Raw genomic sequence first — 17,182 nt, forward strand, 5'->3', positions numbered from 1 at the left:
GCCACCCTTGTATCTAGGAGGCGGCCCTGTGATGTGCTGAGATTGGGGCTGCGCCGGGTGGGGTGGCCACCCCACCCGGCGCGCGGCGTTTGGCGCCCGCCCACCCTCCGGCCACAACCGTGGGAGAGCTTTGGGACCGAACGCCGCCTCGTCACGCACGACCGGACAGTCGCTCGATTGCCGCTCGCATGGACAAGGCAGGTCACCGTGACACGCATCCTCTGTGGCGTCGACATCGGCGCCGACACCCTGGTCGCCCGCCTGGGCCGGGACGGGCCCGAACACACCTGCCGCAACACGCCGGAGGGTCTGGCCGACCTCGTCGCCTTCTGCCGGACGCATCGGGTCGACGTGGTGGCCATGGAAGCCACCGGCGGCTACGAGCGCTTGGCGTTCGGCCTGCTCTGGGGCGAGGGCCTCGCCTGCGCGCTGCTCAACCCGCGCGCCGTGCGCCGGTTCGCCGAGGGTATGGGCGTGCTGGAGAAGACCGACCGGATCGATGCTGGGCTGATCGCTTGGTACGCGCAGGTCAAGGCTGTCCGGCCCACCCCGCTCGCCTCGGCGGCGCAGGCCCGGCTGACCGCCCTGGTGACCCGCCTGCGCCAGCTCACCGCGCTCAAGGTCAGCCAGAGCAACCAAGCCCGTCTCGTCACCGATCCGGACGCCCTGGCCTCGTTCGCGCCCATCCTGGCCGCGGTCGCGGCGCAGACCCGGCGCCTGGAGGCGCTGATCGCCGAAGCGCTCGCCGCCGACCCGCTCTGGGCGGCGCTGGAGGCCGAGTTCCGCACGATCAAGGGCGTGGCGGGCCGCACGGTGGCGCTGCTCATGGCCGAGATGCCCGAGATCGGCACGCTCTCGGGCAAGGCGGCGGCCAAGCTCGCCGGCCTCGCCCCCCTGGCCAACGACAGCGGACGCCGCACCGGCCCGCGGCCGATCCGGGCCGGGCGCGCGAGCGTGCGCGGCATCCTGTTCGTGGTGGCCGAGATCGTCCGCCGCCATGAACCGGACTTCCAAGCCTTCCATCAGCGGTTGAGCCAAGCCGGCAAGCCCAAGAAGGTCATCCGCGTCGCCCTCGCCCACAAGCTGCTCGTGCGCCTCAACGCAAAAGCCCGAGATCTCCGTGCCGCTCTGCCCCAACCCGCTTGACACCCCAGACAGTCGCTCTCCCGCAGAGGGAAGAGGGGGAAGACGGCGGCGCGCGTCGTAGCGGTTACCGCCCCATCAGCGCGTCCACGTGCGCGCCCACCGACTTGCCGAGCCCCTCCAGGCTGTAGCCGCCCTCCAGCACCGAGACGATCCGCCCGCCCGCGCAGCGGTCCGCCAGCTCCATCAGCCGGCGCGTCGCCCAGCCGAAATCTTCGGCCTCCAGGCGGAGATTGGCCAGCGGGTCGAGGCGGTGCCCGTCGAAACCCGCCGAGATCAGGATCACGTCCGGCCGGAACGCTTCGAGCCGCGTCAGGATGCCGGCCTCGAACGCCTCGCGGAAGGTCGCGCCGTCGTCGCCCGCCCGCAGCGGCACGTTGACGATCGTGTTCTTCTCGCCCCGCTCGGAGGCCGCGCCGGTGCCGGGAAACAGCGGCATCTCGTGCGTCGAGGCGTAGAGCACCGCGCCGTCGTCCCAGAAGATGTCCTGGCTGCCGTTGCCGTGGTGCACGTCCCAGTCGACCAGGGCCACCCGCTCGGCCCCGTGGCGGCTGCGCGCGTAGCGGGCGCCGATGGCGGCGTGGTTGAACAGGCAGAAGCCCATCGCCCGCTCGCGCTCGGCGTGGTGGCCGGGGGGGCGCATGGCGACGAAGGCGTTGCGGCACTCGCCCGCGATCACCGCGTCGAGGGCGTGGGTCACGCCGCCGACCGCGCGCAGCGCCGCCTCCAGGCTGCCGGCCGACAGCACCGTGTCGGAATCGATCCCGACCATGCCGCGCGCCGGCACCGCCGCCGCCACCGCCTCGACGAAGGCGCGCGGGTGGGCGAGCGTGGCGGTCTCCGGCTCGGCCCGGGGGGCGGCGGCGCGCACGAGGCAGGCGAAGCGCTCGTCCTCCAGCGCCCGCTCCACCGCCCGCATCCGCGCCGGCCGCTCCGGATGTCCGTCCGGAACCTCGTGGTCGAAGCTCGCGGGGTGACTCACGTACAGCGTCGTCACAGGCGCTCTCCCGGGTGCGGTCCTGTCGCGTGGGAGCCACAGAAGCCGGCAATGTGCCACGGGCGCAACGCGCGGACTACGGCGGGGTGCCCGGCGAGCGTATGGTTATCGAAGTCTTTGCACGGCCGCCCGCAGGGTGGGGCACGACGATCGAGGACCCGCCGATGCGCCTCAGCCCCGCCCCCACCGTGATCCCGGCCCTCGCCGCCGCGCTGCTGCTCGCGGGCTGCACCTTCAAGGGCGTGCCGGACCCCGCCCTGTCGGCGCGGGACGCGGAGTACATGGCGCTGGTGCCCCAGGCGGAGTTCGACCCGCACTTCGCCCGCTACGAGATCGACGACCCGACACGGGCTGCACCGGGGACGATCGTCGTGGAGACCAGGGAGCGGCAGCTCTACCTCGTCCTGCCGGGCGGCAAGGCGATGCGCTACGGGGTCTCGGTCGGCGACGAGGCCTACGGCTGGACCGGTTCCGCCACGATCGACCGGAAGGCCGAGTGGCCGGCCTGGAACCCGCCCGCCGAGATGATCAAGCGCTGGCCGCACGTCCACGCCATGCAGGGCGGCCCGGCCAACCCCCTCGGCGCCCGGGCGCTCTACTTGTCCGACAAGGGGCGCGACACGCTCTACCGGATCCACGGCACCAACGAGCCGGAGAAGATCGGCCAGGCGGTCTCGTCGGGCTGCATCCGCATGCGCAACATCGACGTGGTCGACCTCTACAACCGCGTGCCGGTCGGTGCCACGGTCATCGTCCGGTAACGCTGGCGATCAACGTCCCAATAAGCCTGCTCGCTCGGCCTACGTTTACCTGAACATCGGTTCAGACCTTGCCGTTAACCTCCGGCTGGGAGGTGTCTCCGTAATGTGAATACACACAGGGACAAACACCGACCGCAGAACAGGTCGGGGAGGCAGGGGATCATGACCACCATTTCCGTCGCTCAGTTCTGCAACCACGCCGTCTCGGCCGGCACGATCAGCGCCGACGACCTGATCGTCCTGAAGCGCGAGGTGATCCCGGACGGGATCGCCAGCCGCGAGGAGGCCGACCTCCTGATCGCCCTGGAGCGGGCGGTGATCGGCTCGGACGCCTTCGCCGAGTTCCTCATCGCCAGCGTCGTCGACTATGCCGTGTGGGTCGAGCGTGCCACCGGCTACATCGACCGCGACGCGGCCGCGTGGCTCCAGGCCTCGCTCAGCGGCCGCACCGGCCCGAGCCCGGTCGGCGCCCGGATCGCCATGGAGATCGTCCGCGAGGCGCAGGGGTCGGCCGAATCGCTGACCGCCTTCGCCCTGGAGGCGAACCGCTGGATCCGCGAGGTCCCGGCGAAGGATCGGGTCACGTTCGCGCTCGCCGCCTGAGGTCCATACCAAGGCGCAGCTTCCGTCGGCGGCGCATCTGCTCTATCGGGACCGATAAGCCGGTGCGGAATCCGGCGATCTCGAAGCAGTGCGGCCCGCGATGTTCGACAAGATCCTGATTGCCAACCGGGGTGAGATCGCCTGCCGGGTCATCAAGACCGCGCGGCGGATGGGCATCAAGACGGTGGCGGTCTATTCCGACGCCGACCGCGACGCGGTGCACGTGGCGATGGCCGACGAGGCCGTGCATATCGGCCCGGCGGCCGCGGCCCAGTCCTACCTCGTCATCGACAAGATCGTGGATGCCTGCCGACAGACCGGCGCGCAGGCGGTGCACCCGGGCTACGGCTTCCTGTCCGAGCGCGAGGCCTTCCCCAAGGCGCTCGAGGCCGCCGGCATCGTGTTCATCGGCCCCAACCCGCAAGCCATCGCCGCGATGGGCGACAAGATCGAGTCGAAGAAGGCGGCGGCCGCGGCGCAAGTCTCGACCGTGCCGGGCTTCCTCGGGGTGATCGAGAGCCCCGAGCACGCGGTCAAGATCGCCGACGAGATCGGCTACCCCGTGATGATCAAGGCGTCCGCGGGCGGCGGCGGCAAGGGCATGCGCATCGCCCACTCGGCCGACGAGGTCGCGGAAGGCTTCGCCCGCGCGAAATCCGAGGCGTCGTCGTCCTTCGGCGACGACCGGGTGTTCGTGGAGAAGTTCATCACCGACCCGCGCCACATCGAGATCCAGGTGATCGGCGACAAGCACGGCAACGTGATCTACCTGGGCGAGCGCGAGTGCTCGATCCAGCGCCGCAATCAGAAGGTGATCGAGGAGGCGCCCTCGCCGCTGCTCGACGAGGCGACGCGCCGCAAGATGGGCGAGCAGGCGGTCGCGCTCGCCAAGGCGGTGAACTACGATTCGGCCGGCACGGTCGAGTTCGTCGCCGGCCAGGACAAGTCGTTCTACTTCCTGGAGATGAACACCCGGCTCCAGGTGGAGCACCCGGTGACCGAGATGATCACCGGCCTCGACCTCGTCGAGCTGATGATCCGGGTCGCCGCGGGCGAAAAGCTTCCCCTTGGTCAACCCGACGTGAAGCTCGACGGCTGGGCGGTGGAGAGCCGGGTCTACGCCGAGGACCCGACCCGCAACTTCCTGCCCTCGATCGGCCGGCTCACCACGTACCAGCCGCCGGAGGAGGGCCGCCAGGGCCACGCGATCGTGCGCAACGACACCGGCGTCGAGGAGGGCGGCGAGATCGCCATCCACTACGACCCGATGATCGCCAAGCTCGTGACCTGGGCGCCGACGCGTCTGGAGGCGATCGAGGCCCAGGCCGAGGCGCTCGACGCCTTCGCCATCGACGGCATCCGCCACAACATCCCGTTCCTGTCGGCGCTGATGGCGCATCCGCGCTGGCGCGAGGGCCGGCTGTCCACCGGCTTCATCGCCGAGGAGTTCACCGGCGGCTTCAGCGCGCCGGAGCCCGAGGGCGAGGTCGCCCGGCGGATGATGGCCGCGGCCGCCGCGATCGACCACAAGCTCAACCAGCGCAAGCGCGGCATCTCCGGCCAGATGCGGGCGCCCGGCCTGTTCGCGTTCGAGCGCGACCGGGTGGTGATCCTCGCCGGCCGGCCCTACCCGGTGGCCGTCGAGACCGAGGGGGACGGCGTGACCGTCACCGAGGCGGATGGCGGCGCCCTGCACGTGGAGAGCGCGTGGCGGCCGGGCGAGCCGGTCTGGATCGGCACGATCGACGGGCACCGCCTCGCGATCCAGGTGCGCGGCCTGCTCAACGGCGTGTTCCTCCAGCACGCGGGCGCGGCCGCCGAGGCGCGGGTCTACACCCGCCGCGAGGCCGAGCTCGCCGCCCTGATGCCGGTGAAGGAGCAGGCGGGCTCGGGCAAGCAGGTGCTCTGCCCGATGCCCGGCCTCGTCAAGCAGATCCTCGTGGCCGAGGGCCAGGAGGTGAAGAACGGCGAGCCGATCGCCGTGGTCGAGGCGATGAAGATGGAGAACGTGCTGCGCGCCGAGCGCGACGCCACCGTCTCGAAGATCCACGCCAAGGAAGGCGACAGCCTCGCCGTCGACGCGGTGATCCTCGAATTCGCCTGACGGGCGGGCGGTGAGCGCGGTGGCCTACGTGGTGATCGGCTTCGTCACGCCGACGACGGCTCTGAGCTTCGGGGTCGCGAGCGCGCCGCCTCTCCAATGGACGACGGTGCTGTTCGTCCTGCTCTGGCTTTGCGCCGGCGTCAGCATACATTGGATCGCGAGACGGGTGCTTCGGAGCCTGCGACCGTGAGTACGGGCGAGATCTTCGTCATCTTCGTGATTCCGGCCGTCGGCGTGATCCTCGCCTACGCCGCGATGCGCGCCAACGAGTGGTCGGTGAAGCGCGCCCGCGAACGCGGCGAGTGAGGCCGACGCCCAGTCGCAAGAATGCCCCTGTACTTCGCCTACGGCGCCAACATGGACGCCGCCGCGATGGCCCTGCGCTGCCCCGTGTCGCGGCTCGTCGGGCGGGGGCGGCTCCCGCGGCACCGCTTCATCGTCATGCGCGAGGGCTACGCCTCGGTGGTGCGCGACCCCGCCCGGACCGTGCACGGGGTACTGTGGGACCTCGCCCGCGACGACATCCCGGCGCTCGACCGGTACGAGGGGGTGGCGGGCGGCCTCTACGCGAAGGCGAGCCTGCCGGTGACCACGGCGGCGGGCGTGCGGCGGGCGCTGATCTATATCGGCCGCACCACGGCCCCCGGCCGGCCGCGGCCCGGCTACCTCGACGCGGTGGCGGCGGCGGCCGAGGCGGCGCAACTGCCCCCGGCCTATCTGCGCGAGATCCGGGGCTGGAGCCGCGGGGCGCCGCCGTGACCCGGCCGGAACCGCGGCCGGCCCGCCGCCTTACCGAGGATCCCGCCGCGCGGGACGAGGGGAGGGACGGTATGACGGCGAGCGACGCGACGGCCGAGACACGCACCGTGGCGGCGACGATCACCGGGCGCGTCCAGGGGGTGTCGTACCGGATGTGGGCCCGGGAGACGGCGGAGCGCCTCGGCCTGTCGGGCAGCGTGCGCAACCGGGACGACGGCGCCGTCGAGGCGGTGTTCAGCGGCCCCGCCGCCGCCGTCGAGCGGATGATCGGCCTGTGCCGGTCCGGGCCGGCCGGTGCCCGGGTGGCGGACGTCGCGGTGACGGAGGGGGTGCCGCCGCCGCGGCCCGGCTTCGCGATCCTGCGGGGCTGAGGCGCGTCCGGGCGCCTTCAGTCGCGGCCGCCCGCTTGCTATGGGCGCCGCTTCGCGGGAATCGCCGGAGACCATGATCGACCTGTCCACCGCGGGCGCCGCCTTCTCGCCCGTCGATCTCGGGGCGCTCGCCTACTTCATCGCCGCCTGGGTCGGGTACGGCCTGTCGGTCGGCCGCCTGCGCGGGCGGATGGTGTCGCTGACCCAGATCATGAACCGCCACCGGGCGAACTGGGCGCGGCAGGTGATCGGCCGCGACAACCGGGTGGTGGACACGCAGATCAACGCCTCCCTCCAGAACGGCACCGCCTTCTTCGCCTCGACCTCGCTGATCGCGCTGGGCTCGGTGCTGACCCTGTCGCGCTCGGGCGACGACGTGCTGAACATGTTCGCGACGCTGCCGTTCGGCACGGTCGCCAACCGGGTGACCTGGGAGCTGAAGGTCGCCGGGCTCGCGGTGGTGTTCGTCTACGCCTTCTTCAAGTTCGCCTGGGCCTACCGGCTGTTCAACTACGCCGCCATCCTGCTCGGCGCGGTGCCGTCGAGGGGCACGGCCTCGGAGGCCGAGATGACCCGGGCGGTGCGCCGGGTCGCGGTGATGAACGTCGCCGCGGGCGGCCACTTCGCGCGGGGCCAGCGGGCGTTCTTCTTCGCGCTCGCCTATCTCGGCTGGTTCGTGAGCCCCTATATCCTGTTCGTCTCGACGACCGGGGTGGTGGCGGTGATGTGGCGGCGCCAGTTCGCCTCCGGCATCCGCACGGCGCTGCTGGGACTGGGGGAGGGGCCGGACGAGGGCCCGCTCGCCGCGATCGAGGAGGATGGGGAATGAGCGCGGCGCAGGACGCGGAGATCACGGCGACGATGCTGCGGCTCGTGGCCGAGCGCGGCGCGGACAAGACGGTCTGCCCCTCCGAGGTCGCCCGGGCGCTCGGCGGCCCGCACCCGGACGGCTGGGGGCCGCTGATGCAGCCGGTGCGGCGGGTGGCGGTGCGACTCGCGCACGCGGGCGAGATCGCCATCCTGCGCAAGGGGCGCCCGGTCGATCCGGACGACTTCCGCGGGATCTACCGGCTGGCGCTGCCCGCCGGCGGATCGGCCGGCATGGGTGCCTCGGACGGCGCCTCGGGGCCCGGCAGCCAGTCCGGGGTGTAGCCGGCGAGCCGGTAGGCGATCAGGCCGACCCACTCCTTCACCGCGAGGTCGAGCTGGAGCAGCCCGTCCGAGCTGAAGCCGTGCAGCCGGGTCACGTCGCGCCAGCCGCGGGTGCCGTAATCGACGGGAAACGCGTCGACGGTGAAGCCCGCCTCCCGGAAGCAGCCCATCGCCCGCGGCATGTGCCAGGCCGAGGTGACGAGCAGCCAGCGCTCCCCGGGCTTGGGCTTGACCAGGGCGGCCGAGAACGCCGCGTTCTCGTGGGTGTTGCGCGAGCGGTTCTCCAGGATCAGCCGGGAGCGGGGCAGGCCGAGCACGTCGGCGTGGCGGCTGACGATGTCGGCCTCGGAGACGCCGCCGCCGACGAAGCCGCTGCCTCCCGAGAACACGAGCCGCGCCCCCGGGAACCGGCGGGCGAGGTCGGCGAAGTAGATCGGCCGCTCCCCCGCCTCGTTGACGATCACCTGATCGCGCGCCTCCGACAGGCCGGATTCGATGCCGCCGCCGAGCACGACGATCCCGGCGGGCGCCGGCCCGTCGGCCGGATATTGCGGGAAGCGCTGCTCCAGCGGCAGCAGCACCATCTCCGAGAGCGGCGACAGGCCGCCCACCGCGAGGCCCACGGCGCCGAACCCGGCGAGCCCGAGGCCGGTCCGGCGCAGCCGGGTCGCGGCCGCGAGCCCGACCCCGGCGAGCGTGCAGAAGATCAGGAAGTTCGAGGGGGTGATCAGGAAGTAGATCACCTTGGAGAGGACGAAGAACACCGGCGCCTCGGGCTCGATCGGATTCCGGGCCGGCGGAGACCGGCCGCGCGCGCGCCCGGCTCAGCGGGTCTCGGCCTCGAACCGGGCGCGGGCGTCGGTGTCCGGCGGCAGCAGCCCGTCGAGGCGGCCGCCCCGCTCCACCTCCCGCTGGAGCCACAGGTCGAGGCGCTGCTGCTCGACCGCTTCCAGGGCGACCTGCTCGGCCAGCTCGGCCGGCACCGCCACCACGCCCGCGGGCGCGCACACGACGATGTCGCCCGGGTGGATCGCCGCGCCGCGCACGGCCACCGGCTCCCCCGTCGCGGCGAGCACGAGGCCGCCCTCGGCGGTCGCGGCCGCGCTCCAGGCCGGCAGGGCGACGTCCTCCGACAGGCCCGCATCGGTGACGAGCGCGAGCGCCCCGCGGCTGGAGAGCCGCGCCGCCAGGATCGCGGCGAAGGGCAGCGGCACCCCGGAGCCCCCGGCATCGATCACCACCACGGCGCCCGCCGGCACCGCCTCGATCGCGCCCGCGAGGTCGCCCGCGCCCTCGCCGCGGGCCGGCACCATCCGCAGGGTGTGCGCCGGCCCCACCGCCGTCGCGCTGCCCGAGTTGGCCGCGAGGCCGCGGGGGCTGAAGGCGCGCAGGCCCGCCCGCGTCAGCGCGCGGGCGAGGCTCGCCGGGGTGACGGCCGCGAGCGCGTCGCGCAGGGTGGGGTCGATCGACATCGTGGGCTCCGGGGCCGCGTCGGGCCCGTCTGTGTCAGGCCGGGGGGAGGTGGATCGCGCGCGGGCGCGGACAAGGCGTCAGGCGATCGGCTCCGCCAGCGCCTGCCGCGCCCCGGGCCGCGCCGCCAGCCGCTCGTACCAGCGCCGCAGCGCCGGGCGCTCGATCCGGGCGGTCGGCAGGTTCAGCCAGCGGTGGGCGGCGCAGGCGAGCGCGATGTCGGCGATGCCGAAGGCCCCGCCCACCGCGAAGTCCCGGCCTTCGAGATGCGCGTCGAGGATCGTGGCCATCGCCTCGCCCTTGGCGATCGAGGCCTCGACCAGCGCCCGATCCGGCTCCTTCGTCCGGAAGAGCTGCCAGAACGCGTCGCGCATGGCCGGGGTGAAGCTCGTGGCCTGCCAGTCCAGCCACTGCTCGACATGGGCGCGCGCGCGCGCTTCCTCCGGCAGTGCCAGGGCCGGGGAGAGGACGGCGCAGTAGCGCAGGATCGCGTTCGATTCCCACAGGACGAACCCGTCCTCCTCCAGCGTCGGCACCAGCCCGTTCGGGTTCATGGCCCGGTAGGCGGGGTCGTTCACGACCCCGTGCGCGCCCCCGGCCTCGACGCGCTCGTAGGGCAATCCGGCCTCGTCGAGGCCCCAGACCGCCTTCTGCACGTTCACCGAGGTGAGCCGGCCCCAGAGCTTTCTCATGGTGTTCGCATCCTCCGCGCCCTCTCTACCAGATCACCGCAGCGACGAGGGCTGACGGGAGACCCCTGGGTCCGACGCTATTCCTCCGGCGGATAGCGGTGCTCGCCCCCCTCCGGGTCGGTCACCCGCAGCCCGTCGTCGCCCTGCCGCAGGTAGCCCGGCCCGACCGGCACCTTGCCGTACCCGCCGGGGATGTCGAGGACGTAGGTCGGCTGCGCGAGGCCGGAGAGGCGGCCGCGCAGGGCCCGCATCAGCGCCTGCCCCTCGACGAGATCCGTGCGCAGGTGGCCGGTGCCCGGCGCGAGGTCGCCGTGGTGCAGGTAGTAGGGCTTGATCCGGTTCTCGACGAAGGCGCGCATCAGCGCCTCCAGCGTCCCGGGGTCGTCGTTGACGCCCCGCAGCAGCACCGTTTGGCTGACCATCGGCACGCCGGCATCAACGAGCCGGGCGCAGGCGGCCCGGGCGGCGGGGCCGAATTCCCGCGGGTGGTTGGCGTGCAGCGCCACGAACACCGCCCCCCCGAATCGCTTCAGACCGGCGACCAGCGCCCCGGTGACCAGAGCCGGCCTCACCACCGGCACGCGGGTGTGGACCCGCAGCACCCGCACGTGCGGGATCGCGGCGAGCCGTTCGGCGATCAGCCCGAGCCGCCGGGGCGACAGGGCGAACGGGTCGCCCCCGGTCAGCACCACCTCCCAGATCTCTTTCGTATCCGCGATGTAGCCGAGCGCGGCATCCAGCTCCGCGTCGGTGAGCGTGCCGAGCCCGTCCGGGCCGACCATCTCGCGGCGGAAGCAGAACCGGCAGTAGACCGGGCAGACGTGCAGCGGCTTCAGGAGCACCCGGTCGGGGTAGCGGTGGACGATGCCCGGCACCGGCGCGTGCGCGGCGTCGCCGATCGGGTCGGCCCGCTCCTCGGGCGCGCTCGCGACCTCCTCGGCCCGCGGCACGAACTGGCGGGCGATCGGGTCGGCGGGGTCGTCCGGCTCGATCAGCTCGGCCATGTCCGGGGTGATCGCCACGGCGTAGCGGGCGAGCACGGCGCGCAGGGACTCCGCGGCGTCCGCCGGCAGCAGGCCGGCGGCGGCGAGATCCTCGGGGCTGCGCAGGGTCCGGTTCACGGTGCCGTCCCCGCCACCGGTGTCCAGAGCACGTCGTCGATCCGCGGGGCGCCGCAGGCCAGCATCACCAGCCGGTCGAAGCCGAGCGCGATCCCCGACGCCTCGGGCATCTGGCCGAGCGCGTCCAGGAAATCCTCGTCGATCGGGTAGGTCTCGCCGTAGACGCGCTGCTTGACCGCCATCTCGGCGGTGAAGCGGGCCCGCTGCTCGTCCGGGTCGGTCAGCTCGCCGAAGGCGTTGGCGAGCTCGACCCCGCAGGCGTAGAGCTCGAACCGCTCGGCGACCCGCGGATCCGCCGGCGACGGCCGGGCGAGCGCCGCCTCGCTCACGGGGTACTCGCACAGGATCGTCGGCCGGCCGATCCCGAGGCCCGGCTCGATCCGGGCCACCAGCACCCGCGAGAACAGGTCGGCCCAGGTGTCGTCGTCGGCCACCCGCAGGCCGGCCCCCGCCACCGCGGCAGCGAGGCCATCGCGGTCGGTCGAACCGTCCGGGGTAACCGTCGCCAGCAGGTCGATGCCGGCATGGCGCGAGAAGGCCTCGGCCAGCGTCAGCCGCTCGGGCTCGGCGAAGGGGTCGGCCTCCCGGCCCCGGTGGGCGAGGTGCCGGACGCCCGCCGTCTCGGCCGCGAGCGCCAGCAGGTCGGCGCAGTCCCGCATCAGCGCGCCGTAGGGCTCCCGGGCCCGATACCATTCCAGCATCGTGAATTCGGGGTGGTGCAGCGGGCCGCGCTCGCGATTGCGGAACACCCGCGCCACGCTGAACGGCCGCGCCTCGCCGGCGGCCAGCAGCTTCTTGCAGGCGAATTCCGGGGAGGTGTGCAGGTAGAGGGCCGTGCGCGCCCCGCTCGCCCCGACCGCCTCGGTGGCGAAGGCGGACAGGTGCGCCTCGTTGCCGGGCGAGACCTGGAGGCAGGCGGCCTCGACCTCGACGAAGTCGCGCGCGGCGAACCACGCCCGCAGGGCCGCCAGCATCCGGTTGCGCAGGATCAGCCGCGGCCGCCGGTCGGCGTGGCGGGCGGGCGACCACCAGGGGGAGGGCGGGTCAGTCGCGGGCAAGGATCGCACGGGCGGAGGATCGATCGAGGGGCATGCGGTGGGGCCCGCGCCCGGCCGCTGGCAACGGGCCGGCAGATGGGCTAGGGCGGGACCCGAGATGCGGCCCTGAGCGCTTGGCGCCCGCCGCCCCGCCTTGTCAATGCAGGACCATTCCCCGTGAAGGTGATCGCCTCAACCCTCCGCAAGGGCAACGTCGTCGAGCGGGACGGCAAGCTCTACGTGATCCTGTTCGCGGAGAACATCCACCCCGGCAAGGGCACCCCGGTGACGCAGCTCGACATGCGCCGGATCACCGACGGCGTGAAGGTCTCCGAGCGCTACCGCACCACCGAGCAGGTCGAGCGCGCCTTCGTCGAGGACCGGGAGCACACCTTCCTCTACAACGACGGCGAGGGGTTCCACTTCATGAACCCCGAGAACTACGAGCAGATCGCGGTCCCGGAGGACGTGGTCGGCGACGCCGCCCCCTACCTCCAGGAGGGCATGGCGGTGATGCTCTCGGTCCACAACGGCACGCCGCTGACGATCGAGCTGCCCCAGCGCGTGACCCTCGAAGTCGCCGAGACCGAGCCGGTGCTGAAGGGCCAGACCGCCTCGTCCTCCTACAAGCCCGCGGTGCTGTCGAACGGCGTGCGCACCTCGGTGCCGCCCCACATCGCCGCCGGCACCCGGGTCGTGGTGATGACCGCCGACGGCTCCTACGTCGAGCGCGCGAAGGACTGATCTTTTTCCACTTGGCTGCGGCATCGCGGCGAGGGAGGGGCCCCGAGGCGCCGCGCCGTCACGGCGGCGGCGCCCCGCCCTCGGCGGCCGCGTAGCAGGCCCGCGACAGCGCCTGCGCCCGGGCCCGCTCGGGCAGGGTGAAGGGCCGGCCGTCGTCCCGGAACAGGTCCTCGCGGACGAGCGCCTGACTGGTGCAGCGGGCGGCGATCCGGCAGGTCTCGGGCGGGCCGCCGGTGCGGGTGCAGATCGCGAGATAGTCCGCCCGGAACGCCTTCAGCCCGGCGCGCGGGTGCGGGCCGGTGATCTGCGCGAGGCCGAACAGCAGGCCGAGCAGCACCGGCTGGTGGACGAGGTAGAGCGCGAGGCTGTGCCGGCCCGCGAAGACCGCGGCGCGGCCGGTCCGCCCCCGCGGGGCCCACGCCCCGAGCCGCGAGCGGTGCAGGTGCGGCAGCCCGAGGCGGCCCAGCGCGATCCCGGCGAGCACCACCCCGAACCACGGGAACAGCGGCACGTAGTCGTTGGTCTGCACCGGCCGCGCCCCGAGGCCGAGGAAGGCCAGGACGGGGGCGTCGAACAGCGCTCCGTGCACGACGAGCGGCGCGGCGAGCACGGCGGCCGCCGCCAGGATCACCGCGGGCACCGGCAGGAACAGGAACGGCAGCCCGATGAGGCTCGCCGCCGCGATGCAGTGCAGCACCCCGAAGAACACGTAGGTGCCGGGGAAGGCGATCCACGTCCCCAGCGTCACGAGGCCCGCGGCGGCCGCGATCCGCGCGAGCCGCAGCAGGGTCGGCGGCCAGCGCACCCCGCGCCCGTTCATCAGCACCAGCCCGACCCCGACGAGCAGGAGGAACGTGCCGGCGATGCCCTCCGCCGCCCGGTGGCCCAGCGGCGTGACGGCGAGGTTCTCCGGGGTCAGCCGCAGGTGCCCGAGGTCCCACAGGGTGTGGTAGGCGGCCATCGCCAGCAGCGCGGCGGCCCGGGCCGCGTCGACGACGGGCAGGCGCGGCAGCGGCGGCGGCGGCGCCTCCGGATCCGGGATGGCGCGCGGCGGCGCGGGGGCGTGCGGGGGAACGTCCATGGCGCCTCAAACCACGGCGCCGGCGCTCGCGCCACCGCGCGCGCGACCTTCGGATCCTCTCGAAAACGTGAAGGTTGCGGGCCGCCCCCGCGACCGCCGTCTCGACGGGCACCGGTTCCGAAAATCGCGCGCCAAATCTTGCGTTTGCGCGGATCGCGGGTTTCCGCGCACGGCCGGGCGACTGTTGCGGTCGTGCCGCCCGCCCCGAGATTGCATCGCCCGCGGGCGATGCTGCCGGGCAAATGGGCTTCCAGGGAGTCAGGACTTCGTTAATCTTCTCTCGGACGTGCGTGGTGTGATTCGAGTGGGTTGGTTCGGCGATGTCTGACGAACGCGGATCCGGGCCCGAGATCCCCGAGGCGAGCGCCGACGCGCGTGGTGGGCAGCGCGCCGAGGAGCCGCTGCACCTCGTCGAGATCGCCGGCCGCATCAAGTGGTTCGACGTGGCCAAGGGCTTCGGCTTCATCGTGCCCGACGACGGCACGCCGGACGTGCTGCTCCACGTCACCTGCCTGCGCCGGGACGGGTTCCAGGCGGCGAGCGAGGGCGCCCGGATCGTCGTCGAGGCGGTGGAGCGCCCCCGCGGCTGGCAGGCGTTCCGGGTGGTCTCCCTCGACCAGTCCTCGGCGCTCCACCCCTCCGAATTGCCGATGCCGCGCACCCACGTGACGGTGACGCCGACCAGCGGCCTGGAGACGGCGGTGGTGAAGTGGTTCAACCGCCTGCGCGGCTTCGGCTTCCTCACCCGCGGCGACGGCACGCCCGACATCTTCGTGCACATGGAGACCCTGCGCCGCTACGGCATCGCCGAGCTGAAGCCCGGCGAGGCGGTGCTGGTCCGCTACGGCGACGGCTCGAAGGGCGTGATGGCCGCCGAGGTCCGGCTGATCGACGGCGCGCTGCCGGTCTCGCACTGACCCGGGCCCCGCACTGACCCAAATCTCGCCCTGTACCGACCCCGCACTGACACCGGCCCCGCACCGCACCGACGCTCCGCCTACGCGGCCCGGGCCGGCGCGCTATGTGCCGTCGGGCCGGGGCGCCTGCCCCGAAGATCCGCGCGAGGCTTGATCCGTGAAACCCGTGTCCCGCCTCCTCCTGGCGCTCGCCTGCGCCGGCCTCGCCCCCGGGCTCGGCCCCGCGGCGCCCGCATCGGCGCAGACGGCGGTCCGTCCCGCGCAGGTGCCGACCGAGCCGCTGACGATCCGCTCCGGCAACGGCGCCCACCGCTTCGACGTGGAGGTGATGCGCGACGATGCCGGCCGCTCCCGCGGCCTGATGTTCCGCCGCCACATGGCCCCCGACCACGGCATGCTGTTCGACTTCGAGCGCGACGCCCCGGTCACCATGTGGATGAAGAACACCTACCTGCCCCTCGACATGGTGTTCATCCGCCCCGACGGCACGGTGAGCCGGGTCGCCGCCGACACCGAGCCGCTCTCGACCGCGATCATCCCCTCGGGCGGCCCGGTGCTCGCCGTGCTGGAGCTCAACGCCGGCACCGCCGCGCGCCTCGGGATCCAGGCCGGCGACCGGGTCGAGCACCCGATGTTCCGCAAGCGCTGACGGCGGGCGTCACGACCGCGAACGCAACACGAACGTCATCTTGACCGCACCCCCGATTCGGGCCAGTGTTCCGGAAACGTTCCGGATGCGCCGGACCGGGGGAGGTTCCCGATGAGCGACGCGACGACGGTCGAGCTGTTCCGCAACGCGGAGTGGTCGGTCCAGCCCGACGGGCTGGAGCACAGCGGCACCGGCTACTTCATCGACCGGGCGGTGCTGGCGGCCCGCCGCGCCGAGCGGCTGTGGGACTGGCCGCTCCAGATGGCCGAGAAGCGCTGGTGCCGCCCGAGCCTGTTCCGCGAGGCGTTCCTGGCCGCCCTCGACCGGTTCGGGATCGAGCGCGACGCTGACCTCACCCGCTCGTTCGCCCTTGGCTACGGCATCCGCGCGGTCGACGGGCCCGTCACCGAGGGCTTCGCCCCGCTGGCCGACCTGCTCTGCCCCCGCGAGGCCGCCGTTCCGGCCCCCGTCCCCCGGCCGGCGCGGGCGCTCGCCGCCGCGGGGGCCTGACGCCCTCGGCGCCCGACGCGGCGGCTCGATTGACCCGGGTGAGGCCTGCCGGTTAGCCCTGTTCCGACCGTGGACGACCGAGGGGGAGCGCCGTGGACGACGCCTTTATCAGCCGTGACAGCCTGACCGTGCCGCCGCTCTCGCGCCGCGGCTTCGTGATGACCAGCCTGATGAGCGGGCTGACGCTCGCCACCACCCGGGTCGAGGCGCAGGCGATCCGCACCGACGCGGCGGGCATCGAGGCGGGCGAGGTGAAGGTGCCGGCCGCCGACGGGCCGATGCCGGCCTACCGGGCCGTGCCGGAGGGCGCCGGCCCGTTCCCGGTGGTGCTGGTGGTCGAGGAGATCTTCGGCGTCCACGACTACATCAAGGACATCTGCCGGCGGCTGGCCAAGGCCGGCTACTGCGCGGTCGCGCCCGAACTCTACGCCCGGCAGGGCGACCTCTCGACGATGACCGACGCGCAGACGATCGTCCGCGAGGTGATCTCGAAGACTCCGGACGCGCAGTGGATCGCCGACCTCGACGCCGCGGCCGCCTGGGCGGTCTCGGCCGCCAAGGGCGACGGGGCGCGGCTCGCGGTGATGGGCTGGTGCCGGGGCGGGCGGGCCGCGTGGCTCTACGACGCCCACCGGCATGACCTGAAGGCGGCGGTGGCGTGGTACGGCCAGCTCGGCGGCGAGCGCACCCCCATCCAGCCCCGCACCGCGGGCGACGTGGTGACCGAGATCAACGCGCCGCTGCTCGCCCTCTACGGCGGCGCCGACGCGGGCATCCCGGTCGCGATGGTCGAGGAGGCCCGCGACCGCGCCAAGGCGGCCGGCAAGAGCGTCGAGCTGGTGATCTATCCCGAGGCGCCGCACGGCTTCCACGCGGACTACAGGCCGAGCTACCGTAAGGCCGCCGCGGAGGACGGCTGGAACCGGGCGCTGGCCTTTCTCAAAGCCCACGGCGTCTGATCTTCCCGGGGTGCTGTGCCCCGCGGGACACGGCCTCAACTTAAGGATTGTGCAACACTCGCAGGAGCATCCGGGCGTGCGCGGATCCGGCCGGGCGCGACGTTTAGGGCGT

The 17,182-nt window shown here is 73.2% G+C and carries 20 protein-coding genes; 13 read left to right on the plus strand and 7 right to left on the minus strand.

Going from position 1 to position 17,182, the window contains the following annotated elements:
- Nucleotides 1-207: 207 nt before the first annotated feature.
- The gene (locus Q8W71_RS26450) at nt 208-1,146 is read left to right on the plus strand and encodes an IS110 family RNA-guided transposase (protein ID WP_305524427.1); all 939 of its coding nucleotides are present in this window, start codon (nt 208-210) and stop codon (nt 1,144-1,146) included.
- 64 nt (nt 1,147-1,210) lie between these two features.
- Here the strand turns inward: Q8W71_RS26450 and Q8W71_RS26455 are convergent, their stop codons facing one another.
- Complete coding sequence (locus Q8W71_RS26455) at nt 1,211-2,140, minus strand: histone deacetylase family protein (RefSeq protein ID WP_305528399.1); 930 nt, start codon at nt 2,138-2,140, stop codon at nt 1,211-1,213.
- 164 nt (nt 2,141-2,304) lie between these two features.
- On the opposite strand from Q8W71_RS26455, the gene Q8W71_RS26460 reads away from it, so the two are divergent.
- The 7 genes from Q8W71_RS26460 to Q8W71_RS26490 all read left to right on the plus strand — a co-directional run bounded on the left by Q8W71_RS26460 (nt 2,305) and on the right by Q8W71_RS26490 (nt 7,890).
- Nucleotides 2,305-2,901: a L,D-transpeptidase gene (locus Q8W71_RS26460; RefSeq protein ID WP_305528400.1), complete on the plus strand. Its 597-nt coding sequence runs from the start codon at nt 2,305-2,307 to the stop codon at nt 2,899-2,901.
- Between the two features lie 162 nt (nt 2,902-3,063).
- Entirely contained in the window at nt 3,064-3,504 is a 441-nt protein-coding gene (locus Q8W71_RS26465) for a hypothetical protein (protein ID WP_305528401.1), read from the plus strand.
- A gap of 100 nt (nt 3,505-3,604) precedes the next feature.
- The gene (locus Q8W71_RS26470; RefSeq protein WP_305528402.1) at nt 3,605-5,608 is read left to right on the plus strand and encodes an acetyl-CoA carboxylase biotin carboxylase subunit; all 2,004 of its coding nucleotides are present in this window, start codon (nt 3,605-3,607) and stop codon (nt 5,606-5,608) included.
- A 327-nt stretch (nt 5,609-5,935) separates the two neighbouring features.
- Nucleotides 5,936-6,367: a gamma-glutamylcyclotransferase family protein gene (locus tag Q8W71_RS26475; RefSeq protein WP_305528403.1), complete on the plus strand. Its 432-nt coding sequence runs from the start codon at nt 5,936-5,938 to the stop codon at nt 6,365-6,367.
- A gap of 71 nt (nt 6,368-6,438) precedes the next feature.
- Nucleotides 6,439-6,738, plus strand: a complete 300-nt coding sequence (locus tag Q8W71_RS26480) for an acylphosphatase (RefSeq protein WP_305528404.1) — start codon at nt 6,439-6,441, stop codon at nt 6,736-6,738.
- Between the two features lie 73 nt (nt 6,739-6,811).
- On the plus strand, nt 6,812-7,567 hold the full coding sequence (locus Q8W71_RS26485) for a DUF599 domain-containing protein (RefSeq protein ID WP_305528405.1): 756 nt from the start codon (nt 6,812-6,814) through the stop codon (nt 7,565-7,567).
- Nucleotides 7,564-7,890 (plus strand): DUF3253 domain-containing protein, encoded by a 327-nt coding sequence (locus Q8W71_RS26490; RefSeq protein WP_305528406.1) that lies wholly within the window; start codon nt 7,564-7,566, stop codon nt 7,888-7,890. The genes Q8W71_RS26485 and Q8W71_RS26490 overlap by 4 nt, the downstream gene beginning before the upstream one ends.
- Here Q8W71_RS26490 and Q8W71_RS26495 read toward each other — a convergent pair.
- From Q8W71_RS26495 to epmA, 5 genes are all read right to left on the minus strand, one after another.
- Nucleotides 7,803-8,654 carry a YdcF family protein gene (locus tag Q8W71_RS26495; protein WP_305528407.1) on the minus strand — a complete coding sequence of 284 codons (852 nt, stop codon included), beginning with the start codon at nt 8,652-8,654 and terminating at the stop codon, nt 7,803-7,805. The two genes, Q8W71_RS26490 and Q8W71_RS26495, sit on opposite strands and share 88 nt — an antisense overlap.
- A 60-nt stretch (nt 8,655-8,714) precedes the next feature.
- Nucleotides 8,715-9,362 carry an RraA family protein gene (locus tag Q8W71_RS26500; RefSeq protein WP_305528408.1) on the minus strand — a complete coding sequence of 216 codons (648 nt, stop codon included), beginning with the start codon at nt 9,360-9,362 and terminating at the stop codon, nt 8,715-8,717.
- 78 nt (nt 9,363-9,440) lie between these two features.
- Entirely contained in the window at nt 9,441-10,052 is a 612-nt protein-coding gene (locus Q8W71_RS26505) for a glutathione S-transferase family protein (RefSeq protein ID WP_305528409.1), read from the minus strand.
- 77 nt (nt 10,053-10,129) lie between these two features.
- Nucleotides 10,130-11,173, minus strand: a complete 1,044-nt coding sequence (locus tag Q8W71_RS26510) for a lysine-2,3-aminomutase-like protein (RefSeq protein WP_305528410.1) — start codon at nt 11,171-11,173, stop codon at nt 10,130-10,132.
- Nucleotides 11,170-12,231: an EF-P lysine aminoacylase EpmA gene (gene epmA, locus Q8W71_RS26515; protein WP_305528411.1), complete on the minus strand. Its 1,062-nt coding sequence runs from the start codon at nt 12,229-12,231 to the stop codon at nt 11,170-11,172. Before epmA ends, Q8W71_RS26510 begins: the two co-directional genes overlap by 4 nt.
- A gap of 156 nt (nt 12,232-12,387) precedes the next feature.
- On the opposite strand from epmA, the gene efp reads away from it, so the two are divergent.
- Nucleotides 12,388-12,954: an elongation factor P gene (gene efp, locus Q8W71_RS26520; protein WP_305528412.1), complete on the plus strand. Its 567-nt coding sequence runs from the start codon at nt 12,388-12,390 to the stop codon at nt 12,952-12,954.
- Between the two features lie 58 nt (nt 12,955-13,012).
- Here efp and Q8W71_RS26525 read toward each other — a convergent pair whose 3' ends face one another.
- Nucleotides 13,013-13,996 (minus strand): DUF1624 domain-containing protein, encoded by a 984-nt coding sequence (locus Q8W71_RS26525; RefSeq protein ID WP_370875549.1) that lies wholly within the window; start codon nt 13,994-13,996, stop codon nt 13,013-13,015.
- A gap of 359 nt (nt 13,997-14,355) precedes the next feature.
- On the opposite strand from Q8W71_RS26525, the gene Q8W71_RS26530 reads away from it, so the two are divergent.
- From Q8W71_RS26530 to Q8W71_RS26545, 4 genes are all read left to right on the plus strand, one after another.
- Nucleotides 14,356-14,952 carry a cold-shock protein gene (locus Q8W71_RS26530; RefSeq protein ID WP_305528414.1) on the plus strand — a complete coding sequence of 199 codons (597 nt, stop codon included), beginning with the start codon at nt 14,356-14,358 and terminating at the stop codon, nt 14,950-14,952.
- A 157-nt stretch (nt 14,953-15,109) separates the two neighbouring features.
- On the plus strand, nt 15,110-15,601 hold the full coding sequence (locus tag Q8W71_RS26535) for a DUF192 domain-containing protein (RefSeq protein WP_305528415.1): 492 nt from the start codon (nt 15,110-15,112) through the stop codon (nt 15,599-15,601).
- A gap of 111 nt (nt 15,602-15,712) precedes the next feature.
- Nucleotides 15,713-16,111, plus strand: a complete 399-nt coding sequence (locus Q8W71_RS26540) for a hypothetical protein (protein WP_305528416.1) — start codon at nt 15,713-15,715, stop codon at nt 16,109-16,111.
- 92 nt (nt 16,112-16,203) lie between these two features.
- Nucleotides 16,204-17,070 carry a dienelactone hydrolase family protein gene (locus tag Q8W71_RS26545; RefSeq protein ID WP_305528417.1) on the plus strand — a complete coding sequence of 289 codons (867 nt, stop codon included), beginning with the start codon at nt 16,204-16,206 and terminating at the stop codon, nt 17,068-17,070.
- Nucleotides 17,071-17,182: the final 112 nt, after the last annotated feature.

Source organism: Methylobacterium amylolyticum, assembly GCF_030700245.1.
Taxonomy (GTDB): domain Bacteria; phylum Pseudomonadota; class Alphaproteobacteria; order Rhizobiales; family Beijerinckiaceae; genus Methylobacterium.

Coding starts and splice junctions, on each gene's coding strand:
- Q8W71_RS26460 (WP_305528400.1), top strand. CDS start 2,305: ATGCGCCTCAGCCCCGCCCCCACCGTGATCCCGGCCCTCGCCGCCGCG.
- Q8W71_RS26465 (WP_305528401.1), top strand. CDS start 3,064: ATGACCACCATTTCCGTCGCTCAGTTCTGCAACCACGCCGTCTCGGCC.
- Q8W71_RS26470 (WP_305528402.1), top strand. CDS start 3,605: ATGTTCGACAAGATCCTGATTGCCAACCGGGGTGAGATCGCCTGCCGG.
- Q8W71_RS26475 (WP_305528403.1), top strand. CDS start 5,936: ATGCCCCTGTACTTCGCCTACGGCGCCAACATGGACGCCGCCGCGATG.
- Q8W71_RS26480 (WP_305528404.1), top strand. CDS start 6,439: ATGACGGCGAGCGACGCGACGGCCGAGACACGCACCGTGGCGGCGACG.
- Q8W71_RS26485 (WP_305528405.1), top strand. CDS start 6,812: ATGATCGACCTGTCCACCGCGGGCGCCGCCTTCTCGCCCGTCGATCTC.
- Q8W71_RS26490 (WP_305528406.1), top strand. CDS start 7,564: ATGAGCGCGGCGCAGGACGCGGAGATCACGGCGACGATGCTGCGGCTC.
- Q8W71_RS26500 (WP_305528408.1), bottom strand. CDS start 9,362: ATGTCGATCGACCCCACCCTGCGCGACGCGCTCGCGGCCGTCACCCCG.
- Q8W71_RS26505 (WP_305528409.1), bottom strand. CDS start 10,052: ATGAGAAAGCTCTGGGGCCGGCTCACCTCGGTGAACGTGCAGAAGGCG.
- Q8W71_RS26530 (WP_305528414.1), top strand. CDS start 14,356: ATGTCTGACGAACGCGGATCCGGGCCCGAGATCCCCGAGGCGAGCGCC.
- Q8W71_RS26540 (WP_305528416.1), top strand. CDS start 15,713: ATGAGCGACGCGACGACGGTCGAGCTGTTCCGCAACGCGGAGTGGTCG.